This is a genomic window from Kribbella sp. CA-294648, from assembly GCF_050943845.1.
In the GTDB taxonomy this organism is placed as follows: domain Bacteria; phylum Actinomycetota; class Actinomycetes; order Propionibacteriales; family Kribbellaceae; genus Kribbella.
In genome coordinates, this window is the sequence record NZ_CP191981.1 from 7,806,453 (window position 1) to 7,832,735 (window position 26,283).

At 68.3% G+C, this 26,283-nt stretch carries 23 protein-coding genes; 12 read left to right on the top strand and 11 right to left on the bottom strand.

Annotation, left to right across the window (positions count from 1 at the left end; all coding sequences use genetic code 11):
* Nucleotides 1-76 precede the first annotated feature (76 nt).
* Both ACQPYM_RS37285 and ACQPYM_RS37290 read left to right on the top strand, forming a co-directional pair.
* Nucleotides 77-631, top strand: a complete 555-nt coding sequence (locus tag ACQPYM_RS37285) for a SigE family RNA polymerase sigma factor (RefSeq protein ID WP_433010468.1) — start codon at nucleotides 77-79, stop codon at nucleotides 629-631.
* The gene (locus ACQPYM_RS37290) at nucleotides 628-2,028 is read left to right on the top strand and encodes a hypothetical protein (RefSeq protein ID WP_433010471.1); all 1,401 of its coding nucleotides are present in this window, start codon (nucleotides 628-630) and stop codon (nucleotides 2,026-2,028) included. The genes ACQPYM_RS37285 and ACQPYM_RS37290 overlap by 4 nt, the downstream gene beginning before the upstream one ends.
* A gap of 6 nt (nucleotides 2,029-2,034) precedes the next feature.
* Here ACQPYM_RS37290 and ACQPYM_RS37295 read toward each other — a convergent pair whose 3' ends face one another.
* Together ACQPYM_RS37295 and ACQPYM_RS37300 are read right to left on the bottom strand one after the other, a co-directional pair.
* Nucleotides 2,035-2,694 (bottom strand): response regulator, encoded by a 660-nt coding sequence (locus ACQPYM_RS37295; protein WP_433010474.1) that lies wholly within the window; start codon nucleotides 2,692-2,694, stop codon nucleotides 2,035-2,037.
* The gene (locus tag ACQPYM_RS37300; protein WP_433010477.1) at nucleotides 2,691-3,521 is read right to left on the bottom strand and encodes a sensor histidine kinase; all 831 of its coding nucleotides are present in this window, start codon (nucleotides 3,519-3,521) and stop codon (nucleotides 2,691-2,693) included. The genes ACQPYM_RS37295 and ACQPYM_RS37300 overlap by 4 nt, the downstream gene beginning before the upstream one ends.
* Before the next feature lie 138 nt (nucleotides 3,522-3,659).
* Between ACQPYM_RS37300 and ACQPYM_RS37305 the strand changes: the two genes are divergently transcribed.
* The 4 genes from ACQPYM_RS37305 to ACQPYM_RS37320 all read left to right on the top strand — a co-directional run bounded on the left by ACQPYM_RS37305 (nucleotide 3,660) and on the right by ACQPYM_RS37320 (nucleotide 8,743).
* On the top strand, nucleotides 3,660-4,367 hold the full coding sequence (locus tag ACQPYM_RS37305) for an ABC transporter ATP-binding protein (RefSeq protein WP_433010480.1): 708 nt from the start codon (nucleotides 3,660-3,662) through the stop codon (nucleotides 4,365-4,367).
* Nucleotides 4,364-6,709 (top strand): ABC transporter permease, encoded by a 2,346-nt coding sequence (locus ACQPYM_RS37310; RefSeq protein ID WP_433010483.1) that lies wholly within the window; start codon nucleotides 4,364-4,366, stop codon nucleotides 6,707-6,709. The genes ACQPYM_RS37305 and ACQPYM_RS37310 overlap by 4 nt, the downstream gene beginning before the upstream one ends.
* Nucleotides 6,710-6,779: 70 nt before the next feature.
* The gene (locus tag ACQPYM_RS37315) at nucleotides 6,780-7,286 is read left to right on the top strand and encodes a SigE family RNA polymerase sigma factor (protein WP_433010486.1); all 507 of its coding nucleotides are present in this window, start codon (nucleotides 6,780-6,782) and stop codon (nucleotides 7,284-7,286) included.
* On the top strand, nucleotides 7,283-8,743 hold the full coding sequence (locus tag ACQPYM_RS37320) for a hypothetical protein (protein WP_433010489.1): 1,461 nt from the start codon (nucleotides 7,283-7,285) through the stop codon (nucleotides 8,741-8,743). Before ACQPYM_RS37315 ends, ACQPYM_RS37320 begins: the two co-directional genes overlap by 4 nt.
* A gap of 1 nt (nucleotide 8,744) precedes the next feature.
* On the opposite strand, the gene ACQPYM_RS37325 is transcribed toward ACQPYM_RS37320, so the two are convergent.
* Complete coding sequence (locus tag ACQPYM_RS37325) at nucleotides 8,745-9,470, bottom strand: sugar phosphate isomerase/epimerase family protein (protein WP_433010492.1); 726 nt, start codon at nucleotides 9,468-9,470, stop codon at nucleotides 8,745-8,747.
* 134 nt (nucleotides 9,471-9,604) lie between these two features.
* Between ACQPYM_RS37325 and rarD the strand changes: the two genes are divergently transcribed.
* Complete coding sequence (gene rarD / locus ACQPYM_RS37330; RefSeq protein WP_433010495.1) at nucleotides 9,605-10,516, top strand: EamA family transporter RarD; 912 nt, start codon at nucleotides 9,605-9,607, stop codon at nucleotides 10,514-10,516.
* A gap of 134 nt (nucleotides 10,517-10,650) precedes the next feature.
* Nucleotides 10,651-12,714, top strand: a complete 2,064-nt coding sequence (locus ACQPYM_RS37335; RefSeq protein ID WP_433010498.1) for a PhoX family protein — start codon at nucleotides 10,651-10,653, stop codon at nucleotides 12,712-12,714.
* Nucleotides 12,715-13,025: 311 nt separating this feature from the next.
* Here the strand turns inward: ACQPYM_RS37335 and ACQPYM_RS37340 are convergent, their stop codons facing one another.
* Both ACQPYM_RS37340 and ACQPYM_RS37345 read right to left on the bottom strand, forming a co-directional pair.
* Nucleotides 13,026-13,814, bottom strand: coding sequence for an alpha/beta fold hydrolase (locus ACQPYM_RS37340; protein ID WP_433010501.1), 789 nt, complete (start codon nucleotides 13,812-13,814; stop codon nucleotides 13,026-13,028).
* A gap of 44 nt (nucleotides 13,815-13,858) precedes the next feature.
* Nucleotides 13,859-14,884 carry a 1-aminocyclopropane-1-carboxylate deaminase gene (locus tag ACQPYM_RS37345; protein ID WP_433010504.1) on the bottom strand — a complete coding sequence of 342 codons (1,026 nt, stop codon included), beginning with the start codon at nucleotides 14,882-14,884 and terminating at the stop codon, nucleotides 13,859-13,861.
* Nucleotides 14,885-15,077: 193 nt separating this feature from the next.
* Here ACQPYM_RS37345 and ACQPYM_RS37350 point away from each other — a divergent pair, with 193 nt between their 5' ends.
* Nucleotides 15,078-15,992 (top strand): aminoglycoside phosphotransferase family protein, encoded by a 915-nt coding sequence (locus tag ACQPYM_RS37350; RefSeq protein ID WP_433010507.1) that lies wholly within the window; start codon nucleotides 15,078-15,080, stop codon nucleotides 15,990-15,992.
* Here the strand turns inward: ACQPYM_RS37350 and ACQPYM_RS37355 are convergent, their stop codons facing one another.
* Both ACQPYM_RS37355 and ACQPYM_RS37360 read right to left on the bottom strand, forming a co-directional pair.
* On the bottom strand, nucleotides 15,993-17,213 hold the full coding sequence (locus tag ACQPYM_RS37355; protein WP_433010510.1) for an MFS transporter: 1,221 nt from the start codon (nucleotides 17,211-17,213) through the stop codon (nucleotides 15,993-15,995).
* A 94-nt stretch (nucleotides 17,214-17,307) separates the two neighbouring features.
* Nucleotides 17,308-18,285 (bottom strand): GNAT family N-acetyltransferase, encoded by a 978-nt coding sequence (locus ACQPYM_RS37360; RefSeq protein ID WP_433010512.1) that lies wholly within the window; start codon nucleotides 18,283-18,285, stop codon nucleotides 17,308-17,310.
* 242 nt (nucleotides 18,286-18,527) lie between these two features.
* Here ACQPYM_RS37360 and ACQPYM_RS37365 point away from each other — a divergent pair, with 242 nt between their 5' ends.
* The 3 genes from ACQPYM_RS37365 (at nucleotide 18,528) to ACQPYM_RS37375 (ending at nucleotide 20,277) form a co-directional block, all read left to right on the top strand.
* Nucleotides 18,528-19,010 carry an RrF2 family transcriptional regulator gene (locus ACQPYM_RS37365; protein ID WP_433010515.1) on the top strand — a complete coding sequence of 161 codons (483 nt, stop codon included), beginning with the start codon at nucleotides 18,528-18,530 and terminating at the stop codon, nucleotides 19,008-19,010.
* A 71-nt stretch (nucleotides 19,011-19,081) separates the two neighbouring features.
* On the top strand, nucleotides 19,082-19,546 hold the full coding sequence (locus tag ACQPYM_RS37370; protein ID WP_433010518.1) for a cupin domain-containing protein: 465 nt from the start codon (nucleotides 19,082-19,084) through the stop codon (nucleotides 19,544-19,546).
* A gap of 98 nt (nucleotides 19,547-19,644) precedes the next feature.
* Nucleotides 19,645-20,277 (top strand): AAA family ATPase, encoded by a 633-nt coding sequence (locus ACQPYM_RS37375; protein WP_433010521.1) that lies wholly within the window; start codon nucleotides 19,645-19,647, stop codon nucleotides 20,275-20,277.
* Here the strand turns inward: ACQPYM_RS37375 and ACQPYM_RS37380 are convergent.
* The 4 genes from ACQPYM_RS37380 to nuoL are packed head-to-tail and all read right to left on the bottom strand — an operon-like array spanning nucleotide 20,274 to nucleotide 26,279.
* Nucleotides 20,274-21,290: a polyprenyl synthetase family protein gene (locus ACQPYM_RS37380; protein ID WP_433010524.1), complete on the bottom strand. Its 1,017-nt coding sequence runs from the start codon at nucleotides 21,288-21,290 to the stop codon at nucleotides 20,274-20,276. The genes ACQPYM_RS37375 and ACQPYM_RS37380 overlap by 4 nt on opposite strands.
* Nucleotides 21,287-22,876, bottom strand: coding sequence for an NADH-quinone oxidoreductase subunit NuoN (nuoN, locus tag ACQPYM_RS37385; RefSeq protein ID WP_433023462.1), 1,590 nt, complete (start codon nucleotides 22,874-22,876; stop codon nucleotides 21,287-21,289). Before nuoN ends, ACQPYM_RS37380 begins: the two co-directional genes overlap by 4 nt.
* An 11-nt stretch (nucleotides 22,877-22,887) precedes the next feature.
* Complete coding sequence (locus ACQPYM_RS37390; RefSeq protein ID WP_433023464.1) at nucleotides 22,888-24,351, bottom strand: NADH-quinone oxidoreductase subunit M; 1,464 nt, start codon at nucleotides 24,349-24,351, stop codon at nucleotides 22,888-22,890.
* Between the two features lie 56 nt (nucleotides 24,352-24,407).
* On the bottom strand, nucleotides 24,408-26,279 hold the full coding sequence (nuoL, locus tag ACQPYM_RS37395) for an NADH-quinone oxidoreductase subunit L (RefSeq protein WP_433010527.1): 1,872 nt from the start codon (nucleotides 26,277-26,279) through the stop codon (nucleotides 24,408-24,410).
* Between the last annotated feature and the right edge of the window lie 4 nt (nucleotides 26,280-26,283).

The following is a 26,283-nucleotide window of genomic DNA, read 5'->3' on the forward strand; positions in this document are numbered from 1 at the left end:
GCCCTCGCCGGTCCACCATGATGTGACCATCGACGACAGCACGCTCACACTGCGTGCACGGGGAACGGGGCTCGCGGTGACGGCTGCTGAGGGGTTCGACGCGTTCGTGCTCGCGCGGTCCCGCCGGCTGCTGCGGACCGCCTACCTGCTGACCCAGGACCACGCCCTCGCGGAAGACCTGGTCCAGACGGCGCTGGCCAAAGCCTGGTTCGCCTGGTCCCGGATCGAGGGCGGCGACCCCGAGCCGTACGTCCGCAAGGTGATGGTCAACACCTACGCCTCCTGGTGGCGCCGCCGCTGGAACGGCGAGCAACCGACCGAGGAGCTGCCGGAGACCGCGATACCGGCCAGTGCCGAGGAGCGCACCGATGTCTGGCGAGCCCTGCAACGACTCCCCCGCCGGCAACGCGCTGTCGTCGTACTGCGCTTCTACGAGGACCTGTCCGAGGCGGAGACCGCCCGGGTGCTGGGGTGCAGCCCCGGCACGGTGAAAAGCCAGACCAGCAAGGCCTTCGCCAAGCTGCGCCTCGACCCAGCCCTGCTCACCACCGACTCGCCTGCCGGCTCCCCAGCCGACCCGCCCGCCGGCTCCCCCGCCGACTCCTCTGCCGACCGGGAGACCACCCGATGAAACTCACGGACCTGCGCGAAGAGTTGGCCGCCCGCGCCAACTCCACCGACGACACCGCCGACCTGCTGCCCGGCGTACGCGACAAGATCGCCCGCACGAAGCGCCGCCGTACGGCGACAGCCGGGGGCGCCGTCGGCTGTCTCGCGATCATCGCGGCCGTTGCCTCCGGCATCATCCCGACCACGAAGCCTCAACCGGCCGACGACGTACCGCGCGATCACCAGAAGGGCGACATCATCCTGCCGGCCTTCGAGGGTGCGGACCGCCTGGAGAAGGGCTGGATCGGCGATCTGGGCCACAACACCCTCAACTTCAACTGGGTCCCGGAGGGCAGCGACACCAGATTCGCGACCGTCTGTGCGGCCAGTATGAGCAGCGGTCATTTCCTGACCGTGAAGGTCAACGGTTACGTCGTCGGTACCGCGCCGTGCTTCAGCGACCCGGCTGACGACCAACCGACTCCTGGAATCGGGGTCCGGGCGAACAGCGTGCTGTGGCTCGCGGCTCCGGCCGGGAAGCCGGCCCGGGTCAGCGTCCAGCTCACCGACGAGCAGGGCCAGGCGGTCACCCGCGCCGACGCGCAGATTGCCCTGGGCATCTATCGGACGGCCGCCGCGCCACCCGAAGGCCCGCCCGTCCAGGCACCGCCGACCTCCCCGGCCGACTACGTCAAGGACGGCATCCGGTACCGCGCCAGGGTCGGGGGTGACACCTTGCTCGGCGCGAAGATCGCCGATCGGGGCACCTCGTCCCTCGAGTTCGACTTCACCGCGACGGATCGGCCCGTCACCCTGCACGATTTCTGTACGGCGACCAGCCCCGGCACCGATCCGGAGTACCAGCTGAGCGTCAAGTTCAACGGGGTCCAGGTCGGCAAGACGAGCTGCGCCGCTGACAGCACCGATGCCGGGGCCGGATCGGACTGGGCTCCGGTAACGCAGCCGAAGGATGGACAGCGAGTGCGGGTGAGCGTGCAACTGGAGGACAAGAACGGCCGGCCGGTCAGCAGGCCGATCGACTGGGTCGGCCTCGGGATCTATGCCAAGGGCGAGCAGCGGACCATCGACGACACGACGCTGGACGTGGTCAGGGAGTACGGCGGTCGCAACTACCGGCTCGCCGAGGTCAAGCAGGCCGACGTCAAGACCACGAAGGACCTCGAGCTCGCCACGCCCGCGGACAAGCCGTTCCTGGTCGCCTACGGTACCGCCGGCCTGACCGGCGACCAACCGAGGGTGGAGACCAGCGGCCTGACCCACGGTACCCCCAGCGTGGGCGGCGGCATCGGCCTGGTCGGCGAAGCGGCAAGGCCGGCCGGCAAGGCAAAGATCCAGCTCTCCACAGGCAAGTACACCAGCGGCCACCTGGTCATCGCGCTCTACCTGCCCGCCGACTGATCGCCCTCAGCGGTCACCCGGGGTGATCAGGCCGGTTTCGTAGGCGAGGACTACTGCTTGCGCGCGGTCTCGGAGGGTCAGCTTGGCGAAGATCCGGGCGGCGTGGGTCTTGACTGTTGCTTCGCTCAGGGTGAGGTCGGTGGCGATCTCGGCGTTGGACAGGCCGTGACCCATCAGGGTGAGGACCTCCAGCTCGCGGGGAGTGAGGGTGGTCAGGTCGCGGTGGACGGCGGGTTGGGACGCAGCCGGGATGGCGAAGCGTTCGACCAGGCGCCGGGTGATGGACGGTGCCAGGAGTGCGTCGCCGGTCGTGACCAGGCTGACGGCCGCGACCAGGTGTTCGGGCGTCACGTCCTTCAGCAGGAACCCGCTGGCGCCTGCCGCGAGCGCGGCGTACACGTAGCGGTCCAGGTCGAAGGTGGTGAGGATCAGGACGCGGCAACCGGTCGAGGTGGCGAGGATGCGACGGGTGGCTTCCAGGCCGTCCATGGTGGGCATCCGGATGTCCATCAGGACGACGTCCGGGCGCAGGCGGCGTACGGCCTCTACTGCCTCGGCACCGTCCGCGGCCTCGCCGGCCACCTCGATACCGCCTGCGGTGAGGATCATCCGGAAGCCGGTGCGCACCAGCGCCTGGTCGTCGGCGATCACCACTCGCGTCGTCACGGGCGCTCCAGCGGAAGCTTGACCCGAACCCGGAAGCCGCCGCCGAGACGGCGGCGCGCGTCGAGCTCCCCGCCGTACACAGCGGCGCGTTGCTTCAGGCCAAGGAGCCCGCGCCCCTGGCCTTCGGGGGCCGGTCTATGCCCGCCCGGGCGGCTGCCGCCCCGCAAGACGCTGGGCCCGGTGTTGAGGATCTCCACCCGGACCGCGTGGTCGGAGTAGCGGACGGTCACCTCGGCCTTCACGCCGTCGCCGTGCTTGAGCGCATTGGTCAATGCCTCCTGGATCACCCGGTACGCCGTCACGTCCACACCGGTCGGAAGTGGCCGGGGCTCTCCGGAGATCCGCACCTCGACCGGGAGACCCGCGAAGGCGATGCGGTCGATCAGCGCGCTGAGGCGAGTCAGGCTCGGCTGGGGCGCCAGGGCGTCTGTGGTCAGGGAGTCCACGTCCTCGTCGGCGCCATCGGCCTTTGGCGCGAGCAGACCGAGCAGATGCCGGAGCTCGGACATCGTGTCGCGACCTGCGGCCTCCACGGCGAGCAGGGCGGCCTCGGCCTGCTCGGGTTCGGTGGCCAGCACCTGTCGTGCCGCACCGGCCTGGATGACCATCACGCTGACGTTGTGCGTGACGATGTCATGGAGATCGTGCGCTATCCGGGCTCGCTCGGCGTCCACCGCGTTCTGGGCGGCTGCCTCGCGTTCGCGCTCCAGCAACCATCCGCGCTCCTCCAGCGCGCGAGTGTGCGCACGCCGCGCTCGGACCAGCGCGAACGCGAGAAACCCGGCCAGCACGGCAAGCGCCGCGGCGAGCAGCCAAAGGATGATCACGGGACCACTGTCCCAAAGCCGTTCGCGACTGCGCATCAACCGACGGGGGCAGGCCGTACATCCACAGGATGACAAGGCGCGGACGTTACGCCGGCAGACTGACGCCGGCGACGGCCGGCCGGCCCTAGCGTGAGCAGCATGACAGCAGACGCAGGCAACGGAACGGCGGTCGTCCAGCTCACCGCCGTACGCAAGGAGTACGGCGAATCGGTCGCCCTCGACGCGGTCTCACTGGAGATCCACGCCGGTGAGGCGGTCGCGGTGATGGGCCCGTCCGGCAGCGGCAAGTCGACCCTGCTCAGCATGGTGGCCGGGCTGGACCGGCCGACGTCAGGGTCCGTCGTGGTGCACGGCGACGACCTCGGCAGGCTGGACGAGAAGGGACTGGCGCTGTTCCGGCGCCGGCGGATCGGGATGATCTTCCAGTTCTTCAACCTGCTGGACGACCTGTCCGCGCTCGACAACGTCGCACTCGCGGCACAGCTGACCGGTACGGCGGCCGGCCACGCCCGCAAGCGGGCCCTCGAACTCTTCGAGGAGCTCGGCATCGCCGGGCGGCGCAACGTCTACCCGTCGCAGCTGAGCGGCGGTGAACGGCAGCGGGTCGCCGTCGCCCGCGCGCTGATGAACCGGCCGGCCGTTCTGCTCGCCGACGAGCCGACCGGGGCCCTGGACACCCGAGCCGGCGAACAGGTGATGGATCTCCTGCTCGACCTCAACCAGATCGGCCAGACGCTGTTGCTGGTCACGCACGACCAGCAACTCGCGACCCGCTGCGCCAGCCGGGTCATCGACTTCGTCGACGGCCGGATCGCGGGCGAACGCAGCCTGGAGCGTACGGCGTGAGCGCCGTCTGGCCGGTCGCGCGGGCAGCGGTACGACGACGCCGGGTGCAGACCTTGGTCATCGGCGTCGTGGTCCTGCTGTCCACGACGATGATCGTGGTCGCACTGGGTCTGCTGGCGGCATCGAGTGGTCCGTTCGACCGCGCGTACACCAAACAGAGTGGTGCCCAGCTGACCGCATCGTACGACCGCAGCAAGGTCAGCGACAGCCAATTGGCGGAGGCGGCGCGGAATGCGGCGGCTGTTGCCGGCCCGTTCGCGCAGGTGACGCTCGAGCTCGGCGCGTCCAGTGTGATGGACTCGCTGGTGACGGTGGGCCGTGCGGACCCGGGCGGCGCGGTCGACCGGCTCAACGTGTGGCAGGGGCGGTGGCCCGCCAAGGCAGACGAGATCGTGCTCAACCGCAACCCGACCGACTCCCAGGGCCGCGGTACGGCGAAGCTGAACGACACCGTCTCCGCGGCGGGCCGGACGTTCACCATCGTCGGGTTCGCGTACAGCGTGAGCCAGTCGGCCGAGGCGTGGGTCACGCCGGAGCAGATGAGCACGCTGCGCCCGACGTCGACGCAGATGCTCTACCGATTCGCCCAGGCTGCCACCAACGAGGACGTGGCTGCCGGCCAGAAGGCGGTGACTGCCGGCCTCCCGCCCGGTGCGCTGATCGGGACCCAGTCCTATCTGGCGCTGCGGGCGAAGATCGCCGGCGAGCCGAACACGTTCGTACCGTTCCTGATGGTCTTCGGCTGGCTCGGCCTCGCGGTCGCGGTCCTGATCGTGGCGAACGTGGTGAGTGGTGCCGTCGTGGCCGGGTTCAAGCACATCGGGGTGCTGAAGGCGCTGGGGTTCACGCCCACGCAGGTGCTGACGGTCTACTTGGGGATGGTGTCGATCCCGGCCGTGGTCGGCTGTGCCGGTGGTGTTGTCCTGGGCAACATTCTCGCAACATCCTTGCTGACCAGGGCTTTCGAGAACTACGGCGCGGGCGGGGTCGGCGTACCGATCTGGGTGGACCTCGCGGCGCTGTTCGGCGTACCGGCTCTGGTGGCGTTGTCCGCGTTGGCGCCGGCGATGCGGGCGCGGAGTCTGTCGGCTGCTCAGGCGATCAGTGCGGGCAGCGCGCCGAAGGCAGGGCGCGGGTTGCGGGTTCAGCGGTGGCTCAGTGGCAGTCGGTTGCCGCGGCCGCTGAGTCTGGGGCTGGGGCTGCCGTTCGCTCGTCCGGGGCGTACCGCGCTGACGTTGGCGGCTGTGGTGCTCGGGGTGACGAGTGTGACCTTGGCGGTCGGGTTGGGGAAGTCGTTGACGACGTACCAGACCGCGTCGAGTCGCGTCGGGGCGGTCGACCTGGCCATATTCGCCGGCCCGAGCGGCGGGGGCCCGATCGGGGGGGAACCGGGCGGTGCTGGACCGGGCGGTGCCGGTGCGCCCCCGGGCGCGAAGCTGAGTGATGCGGAGGACGAGGCCGTGATCCGAGCCGTTCCCGGGGTGTCGTCGGTCGCCGCGTCTTCGGAGCTGCAGATGCGGCTGGCGGGGAGCCAAGCGGATCTCCGGGTGTCCTTCTATCGCGGGGACTTCGAGCAGACCGGGTACCGCTTGCTGGCTGGTCGCTGGTTCGACGGCCCGGGCCAGGTCGTGGTGTCGGAACGCTTCCTGCGGCAGCGTGGGCTGGCGGTCGGTGACACGATCACGCTGCAGGCACGGGGCAAGAGCGTCCGGGCGCAGATCGTCGGGAAGGCGATGTACAACTCAGCTGACGAGGTGCTGTCCAACTGGGCCACCCTCGGCCTGATCGCACCGGACCTCCGGGCGAACACGTACGAGATCAACGTGAAGCCAGGCACGGACCTGGATGGTGTGGTCAAGGCGATCCAGGCGAAGGACCCGGGTCTGCTGGAGACCGAAGGTCAGGAGGCCGGCACGTTCGTCGCGGTTGTCGTGGCCACCGTCGCCCTGCTCACACTGATGCTGGCCACGGTCGCCGCGCTCGGCGTCTTCAACACGGTCATCCTCAACACCCGCGAACGCCGCCGCGATCTCGGCATGCTGAAATCGATCGGGATGACTCCCGCGCAGGTGATCGTGATGGTGGTGACGTCGATGACCGCCCTGGGCGCGCTCGGCGGCCTGCTGGGTATCCCGCTCGGGATCCTCGCGCATCGCCTGGTGGTGCCGGCGATGGCCAACGGCGCCCAGACAGAGATCCCGGACTTCATGCTCCAGGTCTACCCGGCAGCCCTGCTCGCGTTGTTCGTCCTCGCCGGCATGCTGATCGCCGCCGCCGGGGCCTACGTCCCGGCCCGCACAGCCGCCCGCGCCACCATCGCCGCGGTCCTCCGCAACGAATGACGGCTGCCCGGATGCAACCATTCGGGCCGTCCACCCACTCATGCCGAGTGTGCACACGACCAAGGCCGGTATGAGCGGGCCAACGGACTTCGAGCGGTTCGCCAGTACGCAGTACGCGGCCTTGCTGCGTACTGCGTACCTGCTCACCCAGAACCGGTCGTCGGCCGAGGACCTGGTGCAGACCAGCCTCGCCAAGTGCTGGCTGGTGTGGAACAAGATCGAGGGCGACAACCCGATGCCCTACGTCCGGCGCACCCTGGTCAACACCTACACCTCCTGGTGGCGGCGGCGCTGGAACGCGGAGTACCCGACCGACGAACTCCCCGAGGTGGTGGACCACGGCGGCCACTCACGCGTCGAGGCCGGCACCGACCTGGCCGAAGCCCTCCGCCGCCTCCCCAAACGGATGCGAGCCGTCATCGTGCTCCGCTTCTACGAAGACCTCACCGAAGCCGAAACCGCCCGCCTCCTCAACTGCTCCACCGGCACCGTCAAAAGCCAAACCAGCCGAGCCCTCACCAAGCTCCGCATCGACCCAAGCCTCCTCGACCACAGCGCGAAGGAGCGGCGCGCATGAACCTCGACGACCTCCGCGCCCAGCTCCGCGACCAGGCAACCGAGATCGACCCGGCCACCCCGGTCCCGCTGCCCACCGTCCGCCGCCGAGCCAAGACCCTCAAACGCCGCCGAACCGCCGCAGCCGTCACCACCGTGGCAGCAGCAGTGGTAGCCGTCGCCCTCGCGGTCCTTCCCGGCGCCGTCAACACGTCGACTCCCGACCCGGCCAAGCCGCCCCCGGACTACACCCGCGACGGCATCACCATTCCCGGCACAGTCGGCCCCGACCGCCTCGAGAAAGCTGAAATCGGCAAGCCAGGCGCCGGCCCGCTCGAATTCACCTGGACACCCACCAGCACCAGCGTCACCTTCCGCCCGTACTGCCGGACCACAGCGACCAAGCCGCTGACCGTCCACGTCACCGTCGACGGTCGTCTGCTCGCGACCGAGGACTGCGATGATTCAGGCAGCTCGCCACGCCACGCTGGTTCGGTGCCACCGAACCACGTCTTCTGGACCGAGGTACCGCCCGGAAAGACGGCCCGGGTCCGGGTTTCCGTGGCCGATCAGAACGGCCGTGCAGTCAGGTCCACGGCGCAGCTAGCCCTCGGCATCTACCGATCACCTGTGCCCTCCGCGACTCCCGCCCCGGCCGAAGTGCGCGGGCTTCCGGTCCGGCCCTCAGCCCCGGACCCCGACGACTACGTCAAGGAGGGCATCCGGTTCCCTGCGCACGTGGGCGGCGACACGCTGCTCAACGCGACCATCGGCGACCTGGGGCAGCGGAGCGTGAAGCTGCGCTTCACCGCCGCCAGCGCAAGAACCGGCTTGCGACTGTTCTGCACAGGAGACAGGACGGACCCCTATCGGCGACCTATGTTGTCGATCCGCATCGACGGACGACCTAAGCACCCCGCGACCTGCATTAACAGGCTGACGGACTTTTACAAGAACGACGGCGGCCCGGACCCCATCAATGCCACGCCAGGCCAAACCCATGAGGTGACGATCGACCTGGTGTACGCCAAGGGGCGACCTGCGACCATCCCCGGCGCCCGCATTGGAGTCGGTGCCTATGCCCTGCCACCGGAGCGACTCGTCGAGACCAGCGCCGGAAGCGTCGGCATCGACGAGCTCGCGCGGTACGGGGGCTACACCTACAAGCTCGCGCAGGTGAAGACGGTGCCTGCGAAGACCGCCACGGAGCTCTCGACCGATGCCCCCGCCGGCAAGCCCTTCCTGATCGGGTACGGCGCCGCGAACCTCGGCAGCGAGCCGGGCGAGGCGAAGATCCTCGGGCTGACCCAAGAGGTCAGCTTCCGGCTGGATCGGGGAGGTATCCCCGCCGACAGTCTTACCCGCTGGACCCTGTCGTACGGGCAACCTGCCGGCGCCGGGGGCAAGATCACCCTCAAGGTGGTCAGCGGCCGGCAGACCAGAGGGTTGCTCTATCTCGCTCTCTATCTGCCCGGGTGAGTCAGACCCAGCTGTGGAGTTTGGCGGCGTCGGTGGAGAACTGGTCGATGGAGTCGTCGGCTACGAACTCGAGGAGGGCGTTGATCTCGCGGGGTTCGGCGGACAGGCGGTCCAGGACTGGGCGCCAGAGGGACTCGCGGCCTGATAGCGGGAGGCGGTTGTTCGAGGGCCACCAGGAGAAGACGTGCACGGTGCTCAGCCACGGCATCAGCGACTCGAGTTGCTGCAGGCACTCGGCGTCGTTCAGGTCGACCGGCGGTTGCCAGTACGTCGTGAGGTTCGGGGCGCCGACATCCAGGAGCAGGGTGATCGTCGAGTCGACCTCGTCGGTGAGGGTGCCGCGGTGGAACTCCATCGCGATCTCGATGCCCGCCCCGGCCGCGACATCGGCCAGCTCGGCCAGGCCTCGGGTCACCGCCATCCGGTCGCCGACCCCGGCTTCCGCAGTACCGACTGTGCCGGCCCAGACCCGGATCCTCGGTGCGCCGAGTTCGGCGGCGGTGTTGACGGCGGTCCTGATCTCCTCGCGGTCGACGCTGCCGGCGCGGAGGTAGGAGCCGTAGGCGGCGATGGCCAGCCCGTTCGCCTCGCACAGTTCGCGGGCCTTGCGGGCGGCGGGCAGATCGCCGAGCGGAACGTGGATGTCACCACCCCACTCGATCGCCGCCAGTCCTGCGTCCTTGGCCACCTTGACCACCTCGTCGACCGCCAGCTGCCGAAATGTCACCGAGACCAGTCCGGTCCTCACGCCCACGCCGTACCTCCTCTGTCCACCCTCTATCCAACCCCATCCGCCAAGCGCGTCTCACGTCATGGGCAAACCACGTGGACACCACTGACTCTTGATCTAGACTCGCACCCGTGCCAGAGCTGCGGAGGGGATTCGGTTTCGGTCTGACGGCGTACCTGCTGTGGGGCCTCTTCCCGCTCTACTGGAAGCTGCTGGACTCCTCCGGCGCGCTCGAACTGCTGGCTCACCGGATCCTCTGGGCGATGCTCACGATCGTCGGACTGGTGCTGGCACGACGCCGCTTCGGGCAGGTCCGGGCCTTGCTGGCCGAGCCGCGGCGCAGGTGGTCGCTGATCGCCGCGTCGGTGCTGATCTCGGTCAACTGGGGTGGCTACATCTGGGGGGTCAACAACGGCCGGGTGGTCGAGACCTCGCTCGGCTACTTCATCACTCCGCTGTTCACCGTGCTGCTCGGGGTGGTCTTCCTCAAGGAGCGGCTCCGGGTCGCCCAGTGGATCGCGCTCGGGATCGCCTTCGTGGCCGTCGCCGCGCTGACCATCGAGAACGGCCGGCCGCCATGGGTCGCGATCGTGCTCACCTTCTCGTTCGGGTTCTACGGGCTGGCGAAGAAGCACGCCGGCGCCGGCGCGATCGAGGGGATGGCCGTCGAGACGGCAACCATCGCGCCGGTCGCGGTCGCCGCACTGGTGGTGCTCGCCCTGCAAGGCGACTCGACCGTGATCCACCAAGGCCCGGGGTACCTCACCCTGGTCCTGCTGACCGGACCGCTCACCGCGGTACCCCTGCTGCTCTTCGGCGCGGCGGCGACGCGGGTCTCGATGACGACGCTCGGCCTGCTGAACTACGTCGCGCCGATCATGCAGTTCGTGATCGGCATCCTGGTCTTCCACGAGCACATGTCCTCGCTGCGCTGGGCCGGTTTCGCACTGGTCTGGTTCGCGCTGATGATCTTCACCTGGGACAGCATGGCCGCCCGGCGCCGGCGCGCCCTGCGGGTCGAGCCGGTCGCCGCCACGGTGTAGCCGTTCAACCGCTCTTGGTTACTGAGGGCAACCTAAGCCGTTCACCGTTCACCTGACCTTCACCCGCACCCCGCTTCGGGTCCCTAGCCTCACGGCGTCCGCTGCATTTCATGTGAGAAGCAGGAGTACTGCGAGTGAGCCCCAAGTTGCTGCCGCTGATCAGCCAGATCGGCACCCGTCACGGATCCCGCACCTTTCGCACCTGCGAAATGAAGTGCGCCAACCAGTGCGACCACGCCGAGCCGAACACCTCCGGTAACGAGCACATCCAGACCGTCCTGCAGTCCGCGTTCTCGCGCCGCCGGATGCTGAAGCTGGGCGCCGCCGGTGTCGCGGCCGCCGGTGTCGGCGCGCTGGCCTCCAGCCCGGCCGCCGCCGAACTGCTTGCCTCAGGCAACGTTGACCAGGGCAACGGTTCCTTCCCGGGTTTCGGTGCCGACCGGGCGCTGACCCACAGCGTCGTACCGCCGAACCGCGAGGACGACATCGTCATCCCGAAGGGGTACGACCAGTCCGTCATCATCGCGTGGGGTGACCCGGTCGTGGCCGGTGCGCCGAAGTTCGATGTGAACAAGCAGACGGCGGCCGGCCAGGCCAAGCAGTTCGGCTACAACAACGACTACACGATGATCCTGCCGTTGAAGAACGACCGGACGGCGTTGCTGGTCTGCAACCACGAGTACACCGACGAGTACCTGATGTTCCCGACCGGCAAGTACGACGCGAAGACGCAGGCCGAGATCGCGCTGGCCGCGCACGGTATGTCGGTGGTCCAGATCAAGCGCGACGGGCACGTCGGCAAGTGGCGCCGCGACCGCGAGGGCAGCCGCTACAACCGGCGCATCACCGCCACCACCAAGTTCGAGATGACCGGCCCGGTGGCGCAGGACAGCCGCGTCGGGAAGGTTGCCTACGGCACCTTCGGCAACTGCGCCGGCGGCGTCACCCCGTGGGGCACGATCCTGTCCGGCGAGGAGAACTTCCAGGGGTACTTCGACGTCTCCGACACCGTCGACCCCGCGCACCACGCCTCCTTCAAGCGGTACGGCGTACCGATCACCAAGACGAAGTCCTCCCGGGAGTGGAGTGTCGTCGACGCCCGCTTCGACCTCACCAAGACCCCGACCGAGGCGTACCGGCACGGCTGGATCGTCGAGGTCGACCCGTACGACCCGCGCTCGACGCCGAAGAAGCGCAGCATGCTCGGCCGGCTCAAGCACGAAGGGGCCACCGTCACGCTGACCGCGGACGGCCGGATCGCGGCGTACACCGGTGACGACGAGCGTGGCGAGTACATCTACAAGTTCGTCTCGACCGGCAAGTACGACGAGAAGAACCGCAAGAACAACTTCAGCCTGCTCGACCACGGCACTCTGTACGTCGCCAAGTTCACCGGCGACGGCGCGGCCGACGGCCTGTACGACGGGGTCGGCCAGTGGATCCCGCTGACCTCCGACACCAAGTCGTACGTCGACGGGATGAGCGTCGCCGACGTGCTGATCAACACCCGCCTCGCCGCCGACAAGGTCAGCCCGACCCGGATGGACCGGCCCGAGGACATCGAGCGCAACCCGGTCAACGGCCGCGTCTACGCCGCGCTGACCAACAACTCCAACCGCGGCGGCAGCTTCCCGGTCGACGAGGCGAACCCGCTGGCCAAGTCGCATGTCCGCGACACGCTCGACGGACCGCTGGTGGAGAAGTCCGGCAACCGCAACGGCTACGTCCTCGAGCTCACCGAGGAGGGTGACGACGCGGCCAAGACCGGCTTCTTCTGGACCCTCTTCCTGGTCTGCGGCGACCCGGCCGCACAGGAGACGTACTTCGGCGGCTACGACAAGACCAAGGTCAGCCCGATCTCCTGCCCCGACAACGTCGCGTTCGACGGCTCCGGCAACCTGTGGATCTCCACCGACGGCAACGTCCTGGGCTCCAACGACGGCATCTTCACCGTCCCGGTGGCGGGTCCGGCGCGCGGCCAGGTCAAGCAGTTCCTCTCGGTCCCGTTCGCCGCCGAAGCCTGCGGGCCGCTCATCTCCGAAGACGACGAAACGGTCTTCGTCGCCGTCCAGCACCCCGGCGAAACCGACGACGCCACCTTCGAGAAGCCAACCTCCACCTGGCCCCACACCCACCCCTTCCCCCGTCCCGCCATCTCCTGCGTCTGGCGCAAAGACGGCGGCCGCGTAGGCAGCTGACCTGCTTCTGGGTGGGGAGCTTTCTCGCGTACGGCAAACGCCCACGCACGGCTCCTCCGTCGCCGAGCTCCCCACCCCCCCAGCTACCTCGCTCGTCCCGCTGCCGTGACAGCACTGACGCCCAGGCCGGCCCGTTTGAGAGACGGGCCGCCGCATGGGCGCAGCGAGCCGGACCGCCAGCACTCACAAAGCTGCCCGTCGGAGCCCGCAACACATCGATCCCCGCTTGGCCGACACTGGCCGAGCGGGGTTTGTGAGTGGCGGCGGTCCGGGCATCTCGGAGGCGGCTGGCGACTACCTCCCTGGCTCCACTACACCGAGTTGAGGAACTTGGTTAGTTCTGCGACGAACTGGTCGCGGTTGTCGCGGTGTACTGAGTGGCCGGTGTTGGGGATGTGTATCGCTTGGAAATCGCCGGCGGCCGCTTCGGCGCAGCGTTTTGCGTAGGCAGGGGAGATCAGGGAGCCGCGGTCGGTGTCGCCGTGGATGAGGAGGACGGGGCACGTGATGGCGGCCAGTTGGTCGGTCAGTGGGGTTGGGGGTTGGAACGGCAGGTCGAAGATAGCCGGGTTGAGTTGGTCCTTTGAGATGGCCCAGGGTTCGAGTTCGTCTTCTGGCCAGGCTGGGTTGTCGGCGCGGCCTCGGGCGATCCGTGATGGGACGTCGAGGGCTAGGAGTTCTTCGAGCCAGGTCGGCATTCTCTCCGAGGTGGGCTCTTGGCCGGGCTGGGGCTCCCCGGGTGGCGGGTCCTCCAGCACGACCGCGCGGACCAGGTCCGGCCGCGACGCGGCCAGGTAGGCGGCTGTCATTGCGCCCAGCGAGTGGCCGACCACGACGAACCCGCCATCGCCGGGCTGGTCCGACAGTACGACGGCGGCGTCGTCGCGGAGTGCCTCGTAGCTCTGGTCTTCCATTGGGAGCCCGGATTCACCATGCGCCCGCGCATCGAACGCGAGCGCCCGAACCCCGGGCATCGCCCGGAGCAGCGGCTCCAGGCACTGCGACGAGTCCGAAGACCCATGCAGAAAGGCAACGTCAGCCGCCGCCTCATCGGTCCGGTACCACGCCAGATGGGCTGTCTTCCCTCGTACTGCGAACATAGCTGCGGACAATAGCCCACCGACGACGCATGCTCAGGTCAAATTCAGGACTTGAAAAGCGCGCTGTAGGCGTTGAGGGCGAGTTGGCCGCCGAGGTGGGCGTAGAGGACGTTCGACGTACGGGGGATGTCGTTCGAACGAACCAGGTCGATCAGCGCGGCCATCGACTTGCCCTCGTAGACCGGGTCGAGGATGACGCCCTCGAGGCGGCCGGTGAGGCGGATCGCGTCGAGCGTGGACTGCACCGGAATGCCGTAGTACTCGCCGGCCCAGCCTTCCAGGACGGTGATCTCGTCGTCGCGGAGTTCGCGGCCGAGGCCGATGGTGGCGGCGGTGGCGCGGGCGATCTTCTCCACCTGCGCGCGGGTCTCGTCGATCTTCGCGGAGGCGTCGATGCCGAGCACCCGGCGCGGGCGGTCCTGGCCGGCGAACCCGGCGATCATGCCCGCGTGGGTGGAGCCGGTCACCGAGCAGACCACGACGGTGTCGAAGAAGACCCCGAGTTGTTCTTCCTGCCGGCGTACTTCGTCCGCCCAGTTCGCGAAGCCGAGGCCGCCGAGCGGGTGGTCGGAGGCGCCCGCCGGGATCGCGTACGGCGTACCGCCGGCCGCGCGGATCTCTTCCAGCGCGTTCTCCCAGCTCTCCTTGCTCTGTAGGTCTGTGAAGGCGATGCCGAAACCGGCGTCGACCAGTTCGACGTCCGCGCCCATGATCCGCGACAGCAGGATGTTGCCGACCCGGTCGTTGACGGCGTCGGGCCAGTCGACCCAGCTCTCCTGGACCAGCTTCGCGCCCAGCCCGAGCGACGCGGCGACGGCGGCCACCTGGCGGGTGTGGTTGGACTGCACGCCGCCGATCGTGACCAGGTGGGTGGCGCCCTGGGCGAGCGCGTCAGGGACCAGGTACTCGAGCTTGCGGGTCTTGTTGCCGCCGAACGCGAGCCCGGAGTTGCAGTCCTCCCGCTTGGCCCAGATCGCGGCGCCGCCGAGGTGCTCGGACAGCCGCTTCAGCGGATGGATCGGGCTCGGCCCGAACGTCAGCGGATAGCGGGGGAAGTCGCTCAGGCTCATGAGTCACTCTCGTCGGTCAGCAGGGGTTCGAGGTCAGCCAGTTCTCCCAGGCGGCCAGCCCGGCGGCGGCGTCGCGAACCGGCATGCAATATATTGCACTCTGCGGGATTCGATCTGTCAACTTCGGTCGGGGCGGTCGGGCTGGGAAAACGGATTGCGGGGTGAGTGAGGACACCCGTACGTTCGGCGTCTGATGAGTGAACTGGCTGAGGTGTTGCCGTTGCCGGATCGGCGGACGGTGGGGACCGCGGTGGCGCGGCGGTTGGTGGACGCGCAGTTTCCGGACTGGGCCGGGCTCGAGGTGCGGGCTGTTGACGCGCAGGGTTGGGACAACTGCACCTTTCGGCTCGGGGACGAGATGCTGGTCCGGCTGCCTACTGCCGCGGAGTACGCGCTGGCCGTGGAGAAGGAGCATCGGTGGCTGCCTGTGTTCGGACCGGAGTTGCCCTACGAGATTCCTGTTCCGCTGGCGCGGGGTGTGGGCGATGAAGGCTTTCCGCATGACTGGTCGGTCTATCGGTGGCTTGACGGCGAGCCGGCCGATCGTGGTGGCGTACGGGAGCTGACGAAGTTCGCCGTCGACGTTGCGGAGTTCCTCGCGGCGCTGCAGGGGGTCGACCCGGCGGGCGGACCGGAGCCGGGGCTGCACAACTGGTACCGGGGTGGACCGCTGTCCACCTACGACGGGTGGGCGCGGAAAAGCCTGAAGACGTTGGAAGGAACGATCCGGGCCGAGGTCGCCGAGGAGATCTGGGAACGGGCCTTGCGTACGCCGTGGGACGGCCGGCCGGTCTGGTTCCACGGAGACATTGCCTCAGGCAACCTTCTCCTGAGGGACGGAGAGCTTGCGGCCGTCATCGACTTCGGCACCTGCGGAGTTGGCGACCCGGCCTGCGACCTGGCGATCGCCTGGACGATGCTCACCGGCGAGAGCCGGGCCGCGTTCCGCGATCGACTGCAGGTGGACGACGCGACCTGGCTGCGCGGCCAAGGTTGGGCGCTCTGGAAAGCACTGGTCGTCTGCGCCGGATCCGTCAGCGACGGCGAGGACCTGCCCGCGGACGCATCGCTCGTCCTGGAAGAGATCCTCGCCGCCCACGCGGACTGATCAGCCCAGCTTCTCCTCCGGAGGACGGACGTCGCGGAACTGGCGTAGCAGCAGAAGGTCGTAACAGATTTTCAGTACGCCGGCGATCACCAGCGGCCACCCGAACGTCGATTGACCCAGCATCCAGCCGGCCGCGATGGGCGGCAGCACGGACGCCAGGCTGCGCGGCACGCTCGTGACACTCGCCGCGGCCGGCCGCTCGGCCGGTGAGACCACGGCCATCACGTACGACGTACGCACGGGGACGTCCATTTGCGACAGCGCGGCGCGGGCCAGCAGCGCGGCGATCGCGAGTGGCGCGTTGGGCATGAACGCGGCCAGGATCAGGAAGCCGTTCGCTGGAAGGTGAGTGAACACCATCGTCCGCACGAGCCCGATGCGGCGGGCGATGTGGACGGCGACGAGTGACGAGAACGCCGAGAGCAGGCCGGCCCAGAAGAACACCGCGCCGCTGACGGCGATCGACAACTCGAAACGGCGTTGCAGCCACAGCACCACGAGGGCGGTGATGACGAAGCCTCCGCCGAACGAGTCCAGGGCGAAGAGAGCGGCAAGCCGGTACACGATGCCGCGGGACGGGCCCAGCGCGACGGCGGGTGTCTCGATCTTCGGCTCGATCGCCGGAGACAGCGAGCGGTAGCGCAAGAGGATCGCCACGCCCAGAGCGGCGTACCCGATGAACGTCCAGCGCAGCGCGGTCTCCTCGCTGGCGTTGACGTGGGCGGCGATCCATTCGGGCACACCGGCACACAGGGCGCCGAACGCGGCGACGAGCGAGCCGATCAGTGTGTAGCGGGCGAACAGGGCTGTCCGCTCGGTGTCGGGCGCGGTCCCCGGCAGCAAGGCTTGCTCGGTCGGGAGAAACACGCTGACGTCGCCGCTCGAGGGGTTGAGCGTGCCGAGGAAGGCGACGACGAGCAGCACCCAGAAGCCGTTCGCCGCGGCGAAGCCGAGGCCGGTCAGGATCATGGCCACGGACACGAGTTGCAGCAGACGGCGCCGGCCGACTTGATGTCCGCGAAGCCCGACGCCGAGCGTCAGCGCCGCCGAGCCGAGCAGCGTCGCGGCGATGACGACACCGATGCGGGCCTCGGAGAGACCAAGCGTTGCGAGGTACCCGGCGAGCACCACGCTGACGACTCCGTCGCCGAACGCCCGGATCCCGCGGGTCTGCAACAAGACGGCAGCGTCATGACCAGCGCCCGGCGGGAGGATGCGCACTCGTGCATCTTCTCCCTGACCCGGGGCCCGGTGCGCGTGAAAAACAGTGTTCTAGAAGCTGATCCAGTGTTTCATGCCGGGAGCGACCGAGGGATCAGAAGTCGATGCGGAGTACTGCGCGGCGTAGGCCTGGGTGGCTCACCTCGGTGAAGCCGGCGGCGGCGAAGGTGGCGAGGGTGCCGACCGAGCCGCCGTCTACGAAGTCCGGGTAGCCCTCCAGTGCGCGGGCGCCGCGTTCGCGTGCGAAGTCGACGGTGGCGCGGGCGAGAGCGTGGCTGACCCCTCGGCGGCGGTAGCCGGCACGGGTGACGAAGCAGGTCACGGCCCAGACGGTGAGGTCGGTCTTGTCTTCGTTGCGACCCTCCCAGGGGACTCGGTTGTTGCGCAGCAGCCTCGGATGGTCGGCCCGTGGCGCAACTGCACACCACCCGACGGGCTCGCCGTCGTAGTACGCGATCAAGCCGGTTGTCTTGTCTGCTGACCGATCTCCACAAGCGGTCTGATCACGAAGCCGGGCGGCGAGTTCTTCCGGTCCTTCGGAGGCCCAGGACTCCTTGGGCAGCATCCGGAACCGCTGACACCAGCAGCGTGAGGTGTCACCCGTCGTACCGAAGACCGCTTGCAGGTCTTCCCAGCTCGCCTCGTTGGCCGGAACGATCTTGAGTTGCTCTGTGGCGATCGGCTCGCGTGAGACTTTTGGACGGGGAGCGGACGCGCGCTCGGCCGGAGACGCGGCTGATTTGGCGCGGGCGGCGGGCGGCGGCTGCTGCTGCTCATGGCTGGGCAGCCCTTCGACCATGAGCAAGACGTCTACGACGTCACCGACATCCAGTTGTTCGGGCTTGCGCACGGCGTCCTTCAGCGGGACCAGATAGCCGCCATCCTTCGGCCACAGCGACGTCTTCCACTCGGTGTCCCCGATCCGGGCGCGGACCGGCAACATCCCCCACCCGTAACTGGCAACCGAAGCCGCCACCCGCAGCGCGTCACTCTCCCGCTCCGGCACAGCAACAAAGTAGTACGGCGCCGGCCCCCGCCACTCAAACACCTCACCACTGAACTCCTGCTCCATCCCCCGATGCTAATCCCCAACCCGGACGCCCCACTTCCGGAATCCACCGCCGGAACCCGACCGCGCAACCGCGGATCCACGGGGTTGGGGGAGGATTCTGGCCGGAACCGAGGAGGATCTTGCTACCGATCCGGGCGAAAACTCTCCTCGGTCGACCTCCGGCAGGCGACGAGCGCAACCCGGGGCGGGGGCGTATGCCGTACTGGTTGACAGAGGTATTCTGGATATCTAGTATCTAGGTTATGAAGATGAACGAGGGGGTGGAGTGGGCGGTGCACAGTTGTGTGAATTTGTGTTTTGTTCCTGGGGAGGCTGTGACTGCCAAGCGGCTGGCCGCGTTTTACGACTTGCCGACCGCGTACCTCAACAAGCAGCTTCAGGCGCTGACTCGGGCGGGGATTCTCTCGTCGACCTCCGGGCCCAAGGGTGGGTTTCAGTTGGCTAAGCCGGCTGACAAGATCAGCCTGCTCGATGTGGTGGTCGCGATCGACGGGGCCGAGGAGGCCTTCCGGTGCACCGAGATTCTCAAGGCCGGGCCGGGCGCCGATCCCAAGGCTGACTACCGGAGGATCTGCCTGGTCTCGCAGGCGATGCGGAAGGCCGAGCTCACCTATCGACGCGAGCTCGCCGGTCAGACCATCGCCGATCTGGCGGCCGAGGTCGAGGCCACCTACCCGCAGACCGCCGAGAACACCCGGCGCTGGTTCGCCAACCTGAAGTCCTGAAAATCCCCTGCAAAACAACAGCAAACACAAGATTCTGGATATTTGCTATCCACAACTAAAGGAGATAGACCATGACCGTCCTCATCCGCAGGGCCGGTGCCGAGGTGCTCGAGGCCAGTGGGGTTACGTTGCTCGCCGACACCACGGCGACCGACGGGCACCTCACCAGCCACCGCTCGATCTTCAAGCCTGGCAAGGAAGGCGCTCCCCCGCACCTGCACCGTGAAGCCTCCGAACTCTTCTACATCCTCAACGGCAGCCTCCGCGTCCTCACCGGCGACGACCTGATCACGCTCGACCAGGGCGACTTCCTCGTCGTACCGCCGAACACCGCCCACGCCTTCGAAGCAGCCGGTACGACGGACGCCGAAGTACTCTTCGTCCTCACCCACGCCAAGCCGCGGTTCGACTACTACCGCTTGCTGGAAGGCGTGTACCGCGGCGACACCGACCCGTCCGTGCTCGCCACCACCAGCGACCTCTACGACAACCACTACGTCAACAGCCCCACCTGGACCAGCCGCCAAAGCCAGTAGGCCCCAGCAGGACCAGGTAGGGCAGAGTCCTCAGCCGATTCTCATCGCGCTCTCAGCGGCGCCGGTCATCATGGGGAGAACGCCGAAGGAGGCTCCCCGTGACCGCGTTGCTGATCTCACCGAGTGTCCGCGCTGACCGCGATGACCCGGGCACCACCAAACTGCACTATCCGGCCGACTCGATCGTCGTCCTCGCCGGCATCCCCGGCGCCGGCAAGAGCACCTTGCTCCGGCGGCTCTTCACCGAGCCTAGCGACGACGACGTACGGATCCTCGACTCAGCACACCTCCGCGACCGCTGGAAGCCAGTACTGCGTGCCGTCCCGTACGCTGTCTGGCGCCCAGCACTCCACCTGGCCTACTACGCGCTCGTACTCCGCGAGATCCGCACCCCCGGCCCGCTGGTGATCCACGACTGCGCGACCAAACCCCTGGTCAGGCAACTGATCGGCCGAGCAGCCCGACTCGCACAACGGCCGGTCCACCTGATCATGCTCGACGTACCGGCGGACGTCGCCCGGCTCGGTCAGCAAGCACGAGCCCGGGTCGTCCGGGAAGGCAGCATGGCCACCCACAGCCGCAGGTGGCCAGTACTACGAGATCTGGCGAAAACCACCCCGGGCCGAGTGGTTCCCGGTGCCGCCTCGGCGGTGATCCTGACCCGCGACCAAGCGAACCAGTTGGCCAAGATCACCTTCGGCCCGAGAGCCAGAAGAACTCAGAAGAACTAGACGGAGCGCGTGACCACCAGGTCACAAAGGGATTCGAGGGCCGAGCGGCCGGGCCCCTGCGGGAGGTCCTCGAGGAGTTTGCGGGCGTCGTTGGCGCGGCGGCGGACGTCGTCCTCGGCCTGTTGCAGCGACGGGTGGGCGCGCAGCAAGCCGAGGGCCTCGGCCAGCCGGGCGTCATCGCTCAGGTCGGAGTCGAGCAGCTCGAGCAGCCGCGCGTCCGCCTCCTGTGACGGATCGGCCTGAGCGCGGAAGATCAGCACGGGCAGGGTCGGGACCCCTTCGCGCAGATCCGTCCCGGGCGTCTTGCCCGACTCCTCGGACATCACGTCGAGGATGTCGTCGGCCAGCTGGAACGCCTGGCCGATCTCCTCACCGAAGGCCCGGACCGTCTCCTGTACTTCGGCCGACGCACCGGCGAACCGGGCACCGAACAGCGCCGAGGTGGCGATCAGCGAGCCGGTCTTGTCCGCGACCACCGACAGGTAGTGCGCGAGCGGGTCATCGCCCTCGGTCACGCCGAGGGTCTCCCGGATCTGTCCCTCGACCAGCCGGCCGAAGGTGCGCGACTGGATCCGGACCGCTTCCGGGCCGAGTGACGCGACCAGGTCGGACGCGCGGGCGAACAGCCAGTCGCCGGTCAGGATGGCGACCGAGTTGTCCCAGCGGGCGTTCGCACTGTCCGCGCCGCGACGCAACGCGGCCTCGTCCATCACGTCGTCGTGGTACAGCGTGGCCAGGTGGGTCAGCTCGACCACCACGGCCGAATCGACCACCTCGGGCGCTCCCGCGTCCGGGCCGAGCTCAGCGGCGAGCAGGGTCAGCAACGGCCGGAAGCGCTTGCCGCCGGCAACCATCACGTGCTGGGCCGCCTCGGTGACGAACGGGGCCTCGGACTGCGCGGAGTCCCGCAGCGCCTGTTCGACCCTTTCCAGCCCAGCACGAACCCGGGACTCGAGCGCCTCGTCGGCGAACGCGAATCCCAGGCTCTCGGCCGGCAGCGGTGAGGGAGTCACCGGATGAACTCACCCGCGCGGGCAGCCAGGTCGAGCACCGGTCCGGGAACCAGACCGAGCACGACCGTGGCGGCCAGACCCAGGGCGACGGCGGTCGTGGTCTGCCAACCCGGCAGGGCCACGTCCGGCGCGTCAGCCGGCAGGTCGGAGAAGAACATCAGCACGATCACGCGGACGTAGAAGAACGCGGCGACCAGGCTGCACAGCACCGCCACCACGACCAGCGGCCACGCGCCACCGGTCCAGGCCGCGGTGAACACCGCCCACTTGCCGGTGAAGCCCGACGTCAGGGGGATGCCCGCGAAGGCCAGCAGGAAGAAGGCGAAGATGCCGGCCAGCAGCGGCGACTTCTTGCCCAGTCCGGCCCAGCGGGACAGGTGTGTCGCCTCGCCGCCCGCGTCGCGGACCAGCGTGACGAGCGCGAAGGCACCGATGGTCGCGAACCCGTAGGAGACCAGGTAGAACAGCACCGCCTGCGTCGAGGTGATGCTGCCGCTGCGAACCCCGCTGCCGGCCTGCGCGAGACCGACGAACGCGGTCAGCAGGAAGCCGGCGTGCGCGATCGACGAGTAGGCGAGCATCCGCTTCACGTCGGTCTGGGTGATGGCGACGATCGAGCCGACCACCATGGTCAGGATGGCGACCACCCACATCATCGGCGCCCAGTCCCAGCGGCTGCCGCCGAGCGCGACGTAGAAGACGCGCATCAGCCCGATGAACGCGGCGATCTTGGTGCAGGCCGCCATGAACCCGGTGACCGGCGTCGGCGCACCCTGGTACACGTCCGGCGTCCACGAGTGGAACGGGACCGCGCCGACCTTGAACAGCAGGCCGACCGCGATCAGGCCGGTACCGGCGAGCAGGATCGCGTCGCCACCGGTCTTGGTGGCCAGCGCGTCGGAGATGCCGCCGAGCGACATCGTCCCGGCGTACCCGTAGAGCAGCGCGATGCCGTAGAGCAGGAAGGCCGAGGCGAAGGCGCCGAGCAGGAAGTACTTCATCGCGGCTTCCTGCGAGATCAGCCGGCGACGGCGCGCCAGCCCACAGAGCAGGTACAGCGGCAGTGAGAAGACCTCGAGCGCGACGAACAGGATCAGCAGGTCGTTGGCCGAGGCGAACAGCATCATGCCGCCGACCGCGAACATCGTCAGCGGGAAGACCTCGGTGTGCTCGACCTTGGCCGCGGTGCCGTCCCGCTCGGCCTGACTGCCCGGTACTGCGGCAGCCTGGCCGGCGAACGCGGACAGCCCGCCGTCGACCGAGCGCTCGGCGAACAGCAGCACGCTGATCAGCGTCAGCGCCAGCAGCGTGATCCAGGTGAACAGCGCCGGGCCGTCCACCGAGATGGCGCCCTGGGCCGCGATCAGTTCCTTCTTCTCCGTCATCAGTTGCACGGTCCACACACCGGCACCGAGCAGCGCGACCAGCACGATGCCCAGCTGGACCATGTGCCGCAGCGCGCGCGGCAGGAACGCCTCGACGAGGACGCCGACACAGGCCGCGCCGAAGACGACGAGCAGTGGTGCGAGCTCGTTGTACTCGATCTTCGGGGCGACGAAGTCTGCCAGCGGCAGCACCTGCGCCATCAGCACTGCACTCACTTCTGTCCCTCCGTCACGGGAACCTGCGGAGCCGGGTCGGTGACGCCCACACGCTGCATCGTCGACTCAACGGCCGGCTTGATGATGTCGACCACCGGCTTGGGGTAGATGCCCAGGCCGATGATCAGCACGACCAGCGGTGCGATCGCGAACACCTCACGGAAGTTCAGGTCCTTGAGCTTCTCGACCCCGTCGCGGACCGGCCCTGTCATCAGGCGTTGGTACATGATCAGGATGTAGAGCGCGGCCAGCACGATGCCGAGGACCGCGATCACCGCGATCACCTTGTGCCGGCTGAACGTCCCGGCCAGCACCATGAACTCGGAGATGAACGGCGACAGCCCCGGCAGCGCCAGGCTGGACAGACCGGCGAACAGGAACGTGCCGGCCAGTACCGGAGCCACCTTCTCCACCCCGCCGTAGTCCGCGATCCGGGCCGAACCGCGGCGCGAGATCAGGTACCCGGCGACCAGGAACAGGGCCGCGGTGGAGAGTCCGTGGTTGAACATGTACAGCGTCGATCCGGTCAGGCCCTGCGAGGTGAGCGCGAAGATGCCCATCACGATGAAGCCGAAGTGCGAGATCGAGGTGTAGGCGATCAGCCGCTTGATGTCGGTCTGGCCGATCGCCACCAGCGCGCCGTACAGGACGCTGATCAGGGCGAGCACCAGGACCACCGGGGTGGCCCACTCGGACGCGTTCGGGAACAGGCCCAGGCAGAACCGGATCATCCCGAAGGTGCCGATCTTGTCCAGGATGCCGACCAGCAGCACCGACGTACCGGGGGTCGCCTCGGCGGCGGCGTCCGGCAGCCAGGTGTGGAACGGCACCATCGGCGCCTTCACCGCGAAGGCGAAGAAGAAGCCGAGGAACAGCCAGCGTTCGGTGTTCTGGCTCAGGTCGAGCTTGACCAGGTCGGCCAGCAGGTACGACGGCTCGCCGCTCTTGGCCGAGATGACGTACAGGCCGACCACGGAGGCCAGCATCAGCAGACCGCCGAGCAGCGAGTAGAGCAGGAACTTCACCGCCGCGTACGACCGCTGCGCGCCACCGAACCCGCCGATCAGGAAGTACATCGGGATCAGCGTGGCCTCGAACAGCACGTAGAAGAGGAACACGTCGGTGGCGGCGAAGACGCCGAGCGACAGCGCCTCCAGCGCCAGGATCCAGGCGAAGAAGGACTTCTCGCTCCAGCGACCGGTCTTCGCGTCGTTCCAGGAGGCGATCAGCACGATCGGTGTCAGCAGTGCGGTGAGCACCACCAAGACGATGCCGACGCCGTCCAGGCCGAGCGCGTAGTGCGCACCGAAGGCCTTGATCCAGGTGTAGTTCTCCTCGTAGTCGGCAGCACCGTTCTGGTGGTAGCCGACCGCGATCACGACCGTCAGTGCGAGCGTGACGAGGGAGAACGCCAGTGCCACCTGCTTGGACAGCAGTGCCTTGGCTTTCGGCACCGCCATCGTCACCAGGGCGCCTGCGAACGGCAGGAGCAGGAGCAGTGTCAGCCAACCGATTTTCACGACAACCTCACCGCGAGGAGGGCGACGACCACGAATGCGGCGCCGAAGACCATGCTGAGTGCGTAGGAACGGACGAAGCCCGTCTGGTACCGGCGCATCCGGCCGGACAGCCCGCCGAAGAGCGCGGCCAGGCCGTTGACCAGACCGTCAACTCCACGGTTGTCCAGCCAGACCAGCGTCCGGGTGAGGTACTGGCCCGGGCGCATCAGGACCGCCTCGTTCAGCGCGTCGCCGTACAGGTCACGGCGGGCGAAGGTGGTGGCCGGCGAGACCCGGACGGGCGCCTCGCGCGGGATGTCGCGGCGGTACCGGAGCACCGCGATGACGATGCCGATGGCAACCACTGTCAGGGTGATCGCGATCAGCGCCCACACCGCGATCGGCGGGTGGTGCTCCTCGTGCCCGACCACCGGGTCGAGCCAGTGGCCGATCCAGTCGCCGGCGAAGTAGAGCGCGCCACCGGCCAGTGACAGCGCGGCCAGGATGATCAACGGCACGGTCATCACGGCCGGGGACTCGTGCGGGTGCACGTCCTCGGCCCAGCGCTTCTTGCCGAAGAACGTCATCAGCATCAGCCGGGTCATGTAGAACGCGGTGATCCCGGCGACCAGCAGCGCGCAGAGCCCGACCACGAGGTTCTCCGAGAACGCCGCCTCGATGATCTTGTCCTTGCTGAAGAACCCGGAGAACGGTGGTACGCCGAGGATGGCCAGGTAGCCGAAGGCGAAGGTGGCGAAGGTGATCTTCATCGACGTCCGCAGCGCGCCGTAGTGGCGCATGTTCACGTCGTCGTTCATGCCGTGCATCACCGAGCCGGCGCCGAGGAACATGTTGGCCTTGAAGAAGCCGTGGGTGAGCAGGTGGAAGATCGCGAACGCGTAGCCGGCCGGGCCGAGACCGGCGGCCAGCATCATGTACCCGATCTGGCTCATCGTGGAGCCGGCCAGCACCTTCTTGATGTCGTCCTTGGCGCAACCGATGATCGCACCGGCCAGCGCGGTCACGGTACCGACGATGACGACCGCGGTGGAGGCCACCTCGGTGTGCTCGAAGATCGCGCTCGACCGGACCACCAGGTAGACGCCGGCGGTGACCATGGTGGCCGCGTGGATCAGGGCCGAGACCGGGGTCGGGCCCTCCATCGCGTCCAGCAGCCAGGACTGCAGCGGCACCTGCGCGGACTTACCGCAGGCCGCCAGCAGCAGCATCAGGCCGACCAGCGTCGCCCAGGTGCTCGACATCCCCTCGGCACCGGCGTTCACCGTGGTGAAGGCCGACGAGCCGAACAGCGCCCACATGCTCATCACCGCGAGCGACAGGCCGATGTCACCGACCCGGTTCACCACGAACGCCTTCTTCGCGGCGGTCGCGGCCGAGTGCTTGTGCTGCCAGAACCCGATCAGCAGGTACGACGCCAGGCCGACGCCTTCCCAGCCGACGAAGACCAGCAGGTAGTCGGCGGCCAGCACCAGCAGCAGCATCGAGGCGATGAACAGGTTCAGGTACCCGAAGAAGCGCCGGCGCCGGGGGTCGTGGGCCATGTAGCCGATCGAGTAGATGTGGATCAGCGACCCGACACCCGTGATCAGCAGCACGAACAGGATGGACAGCTGGTCGACCAGCAACGTCACGTCCACGTGCACGCTGCCGACCGAGAACCACTCGAACAGCTTGATCGTCTCGGACCGCTCTTCGTCGTGCAGCCCCTGCATCTGGAAGAAGAGCAGGACCCCGCAGACGAACGAGGCCAGCGACGCCGCGGTCCCCAGCAGGTGACCCCACGCGTTGGTGGCCTTGCCACCAAGCAGCAGGATCGCCGCGGAGACCGCCGGGATCGCGACCAGCAGCCACGTCAGCTCATGACTCATCGGT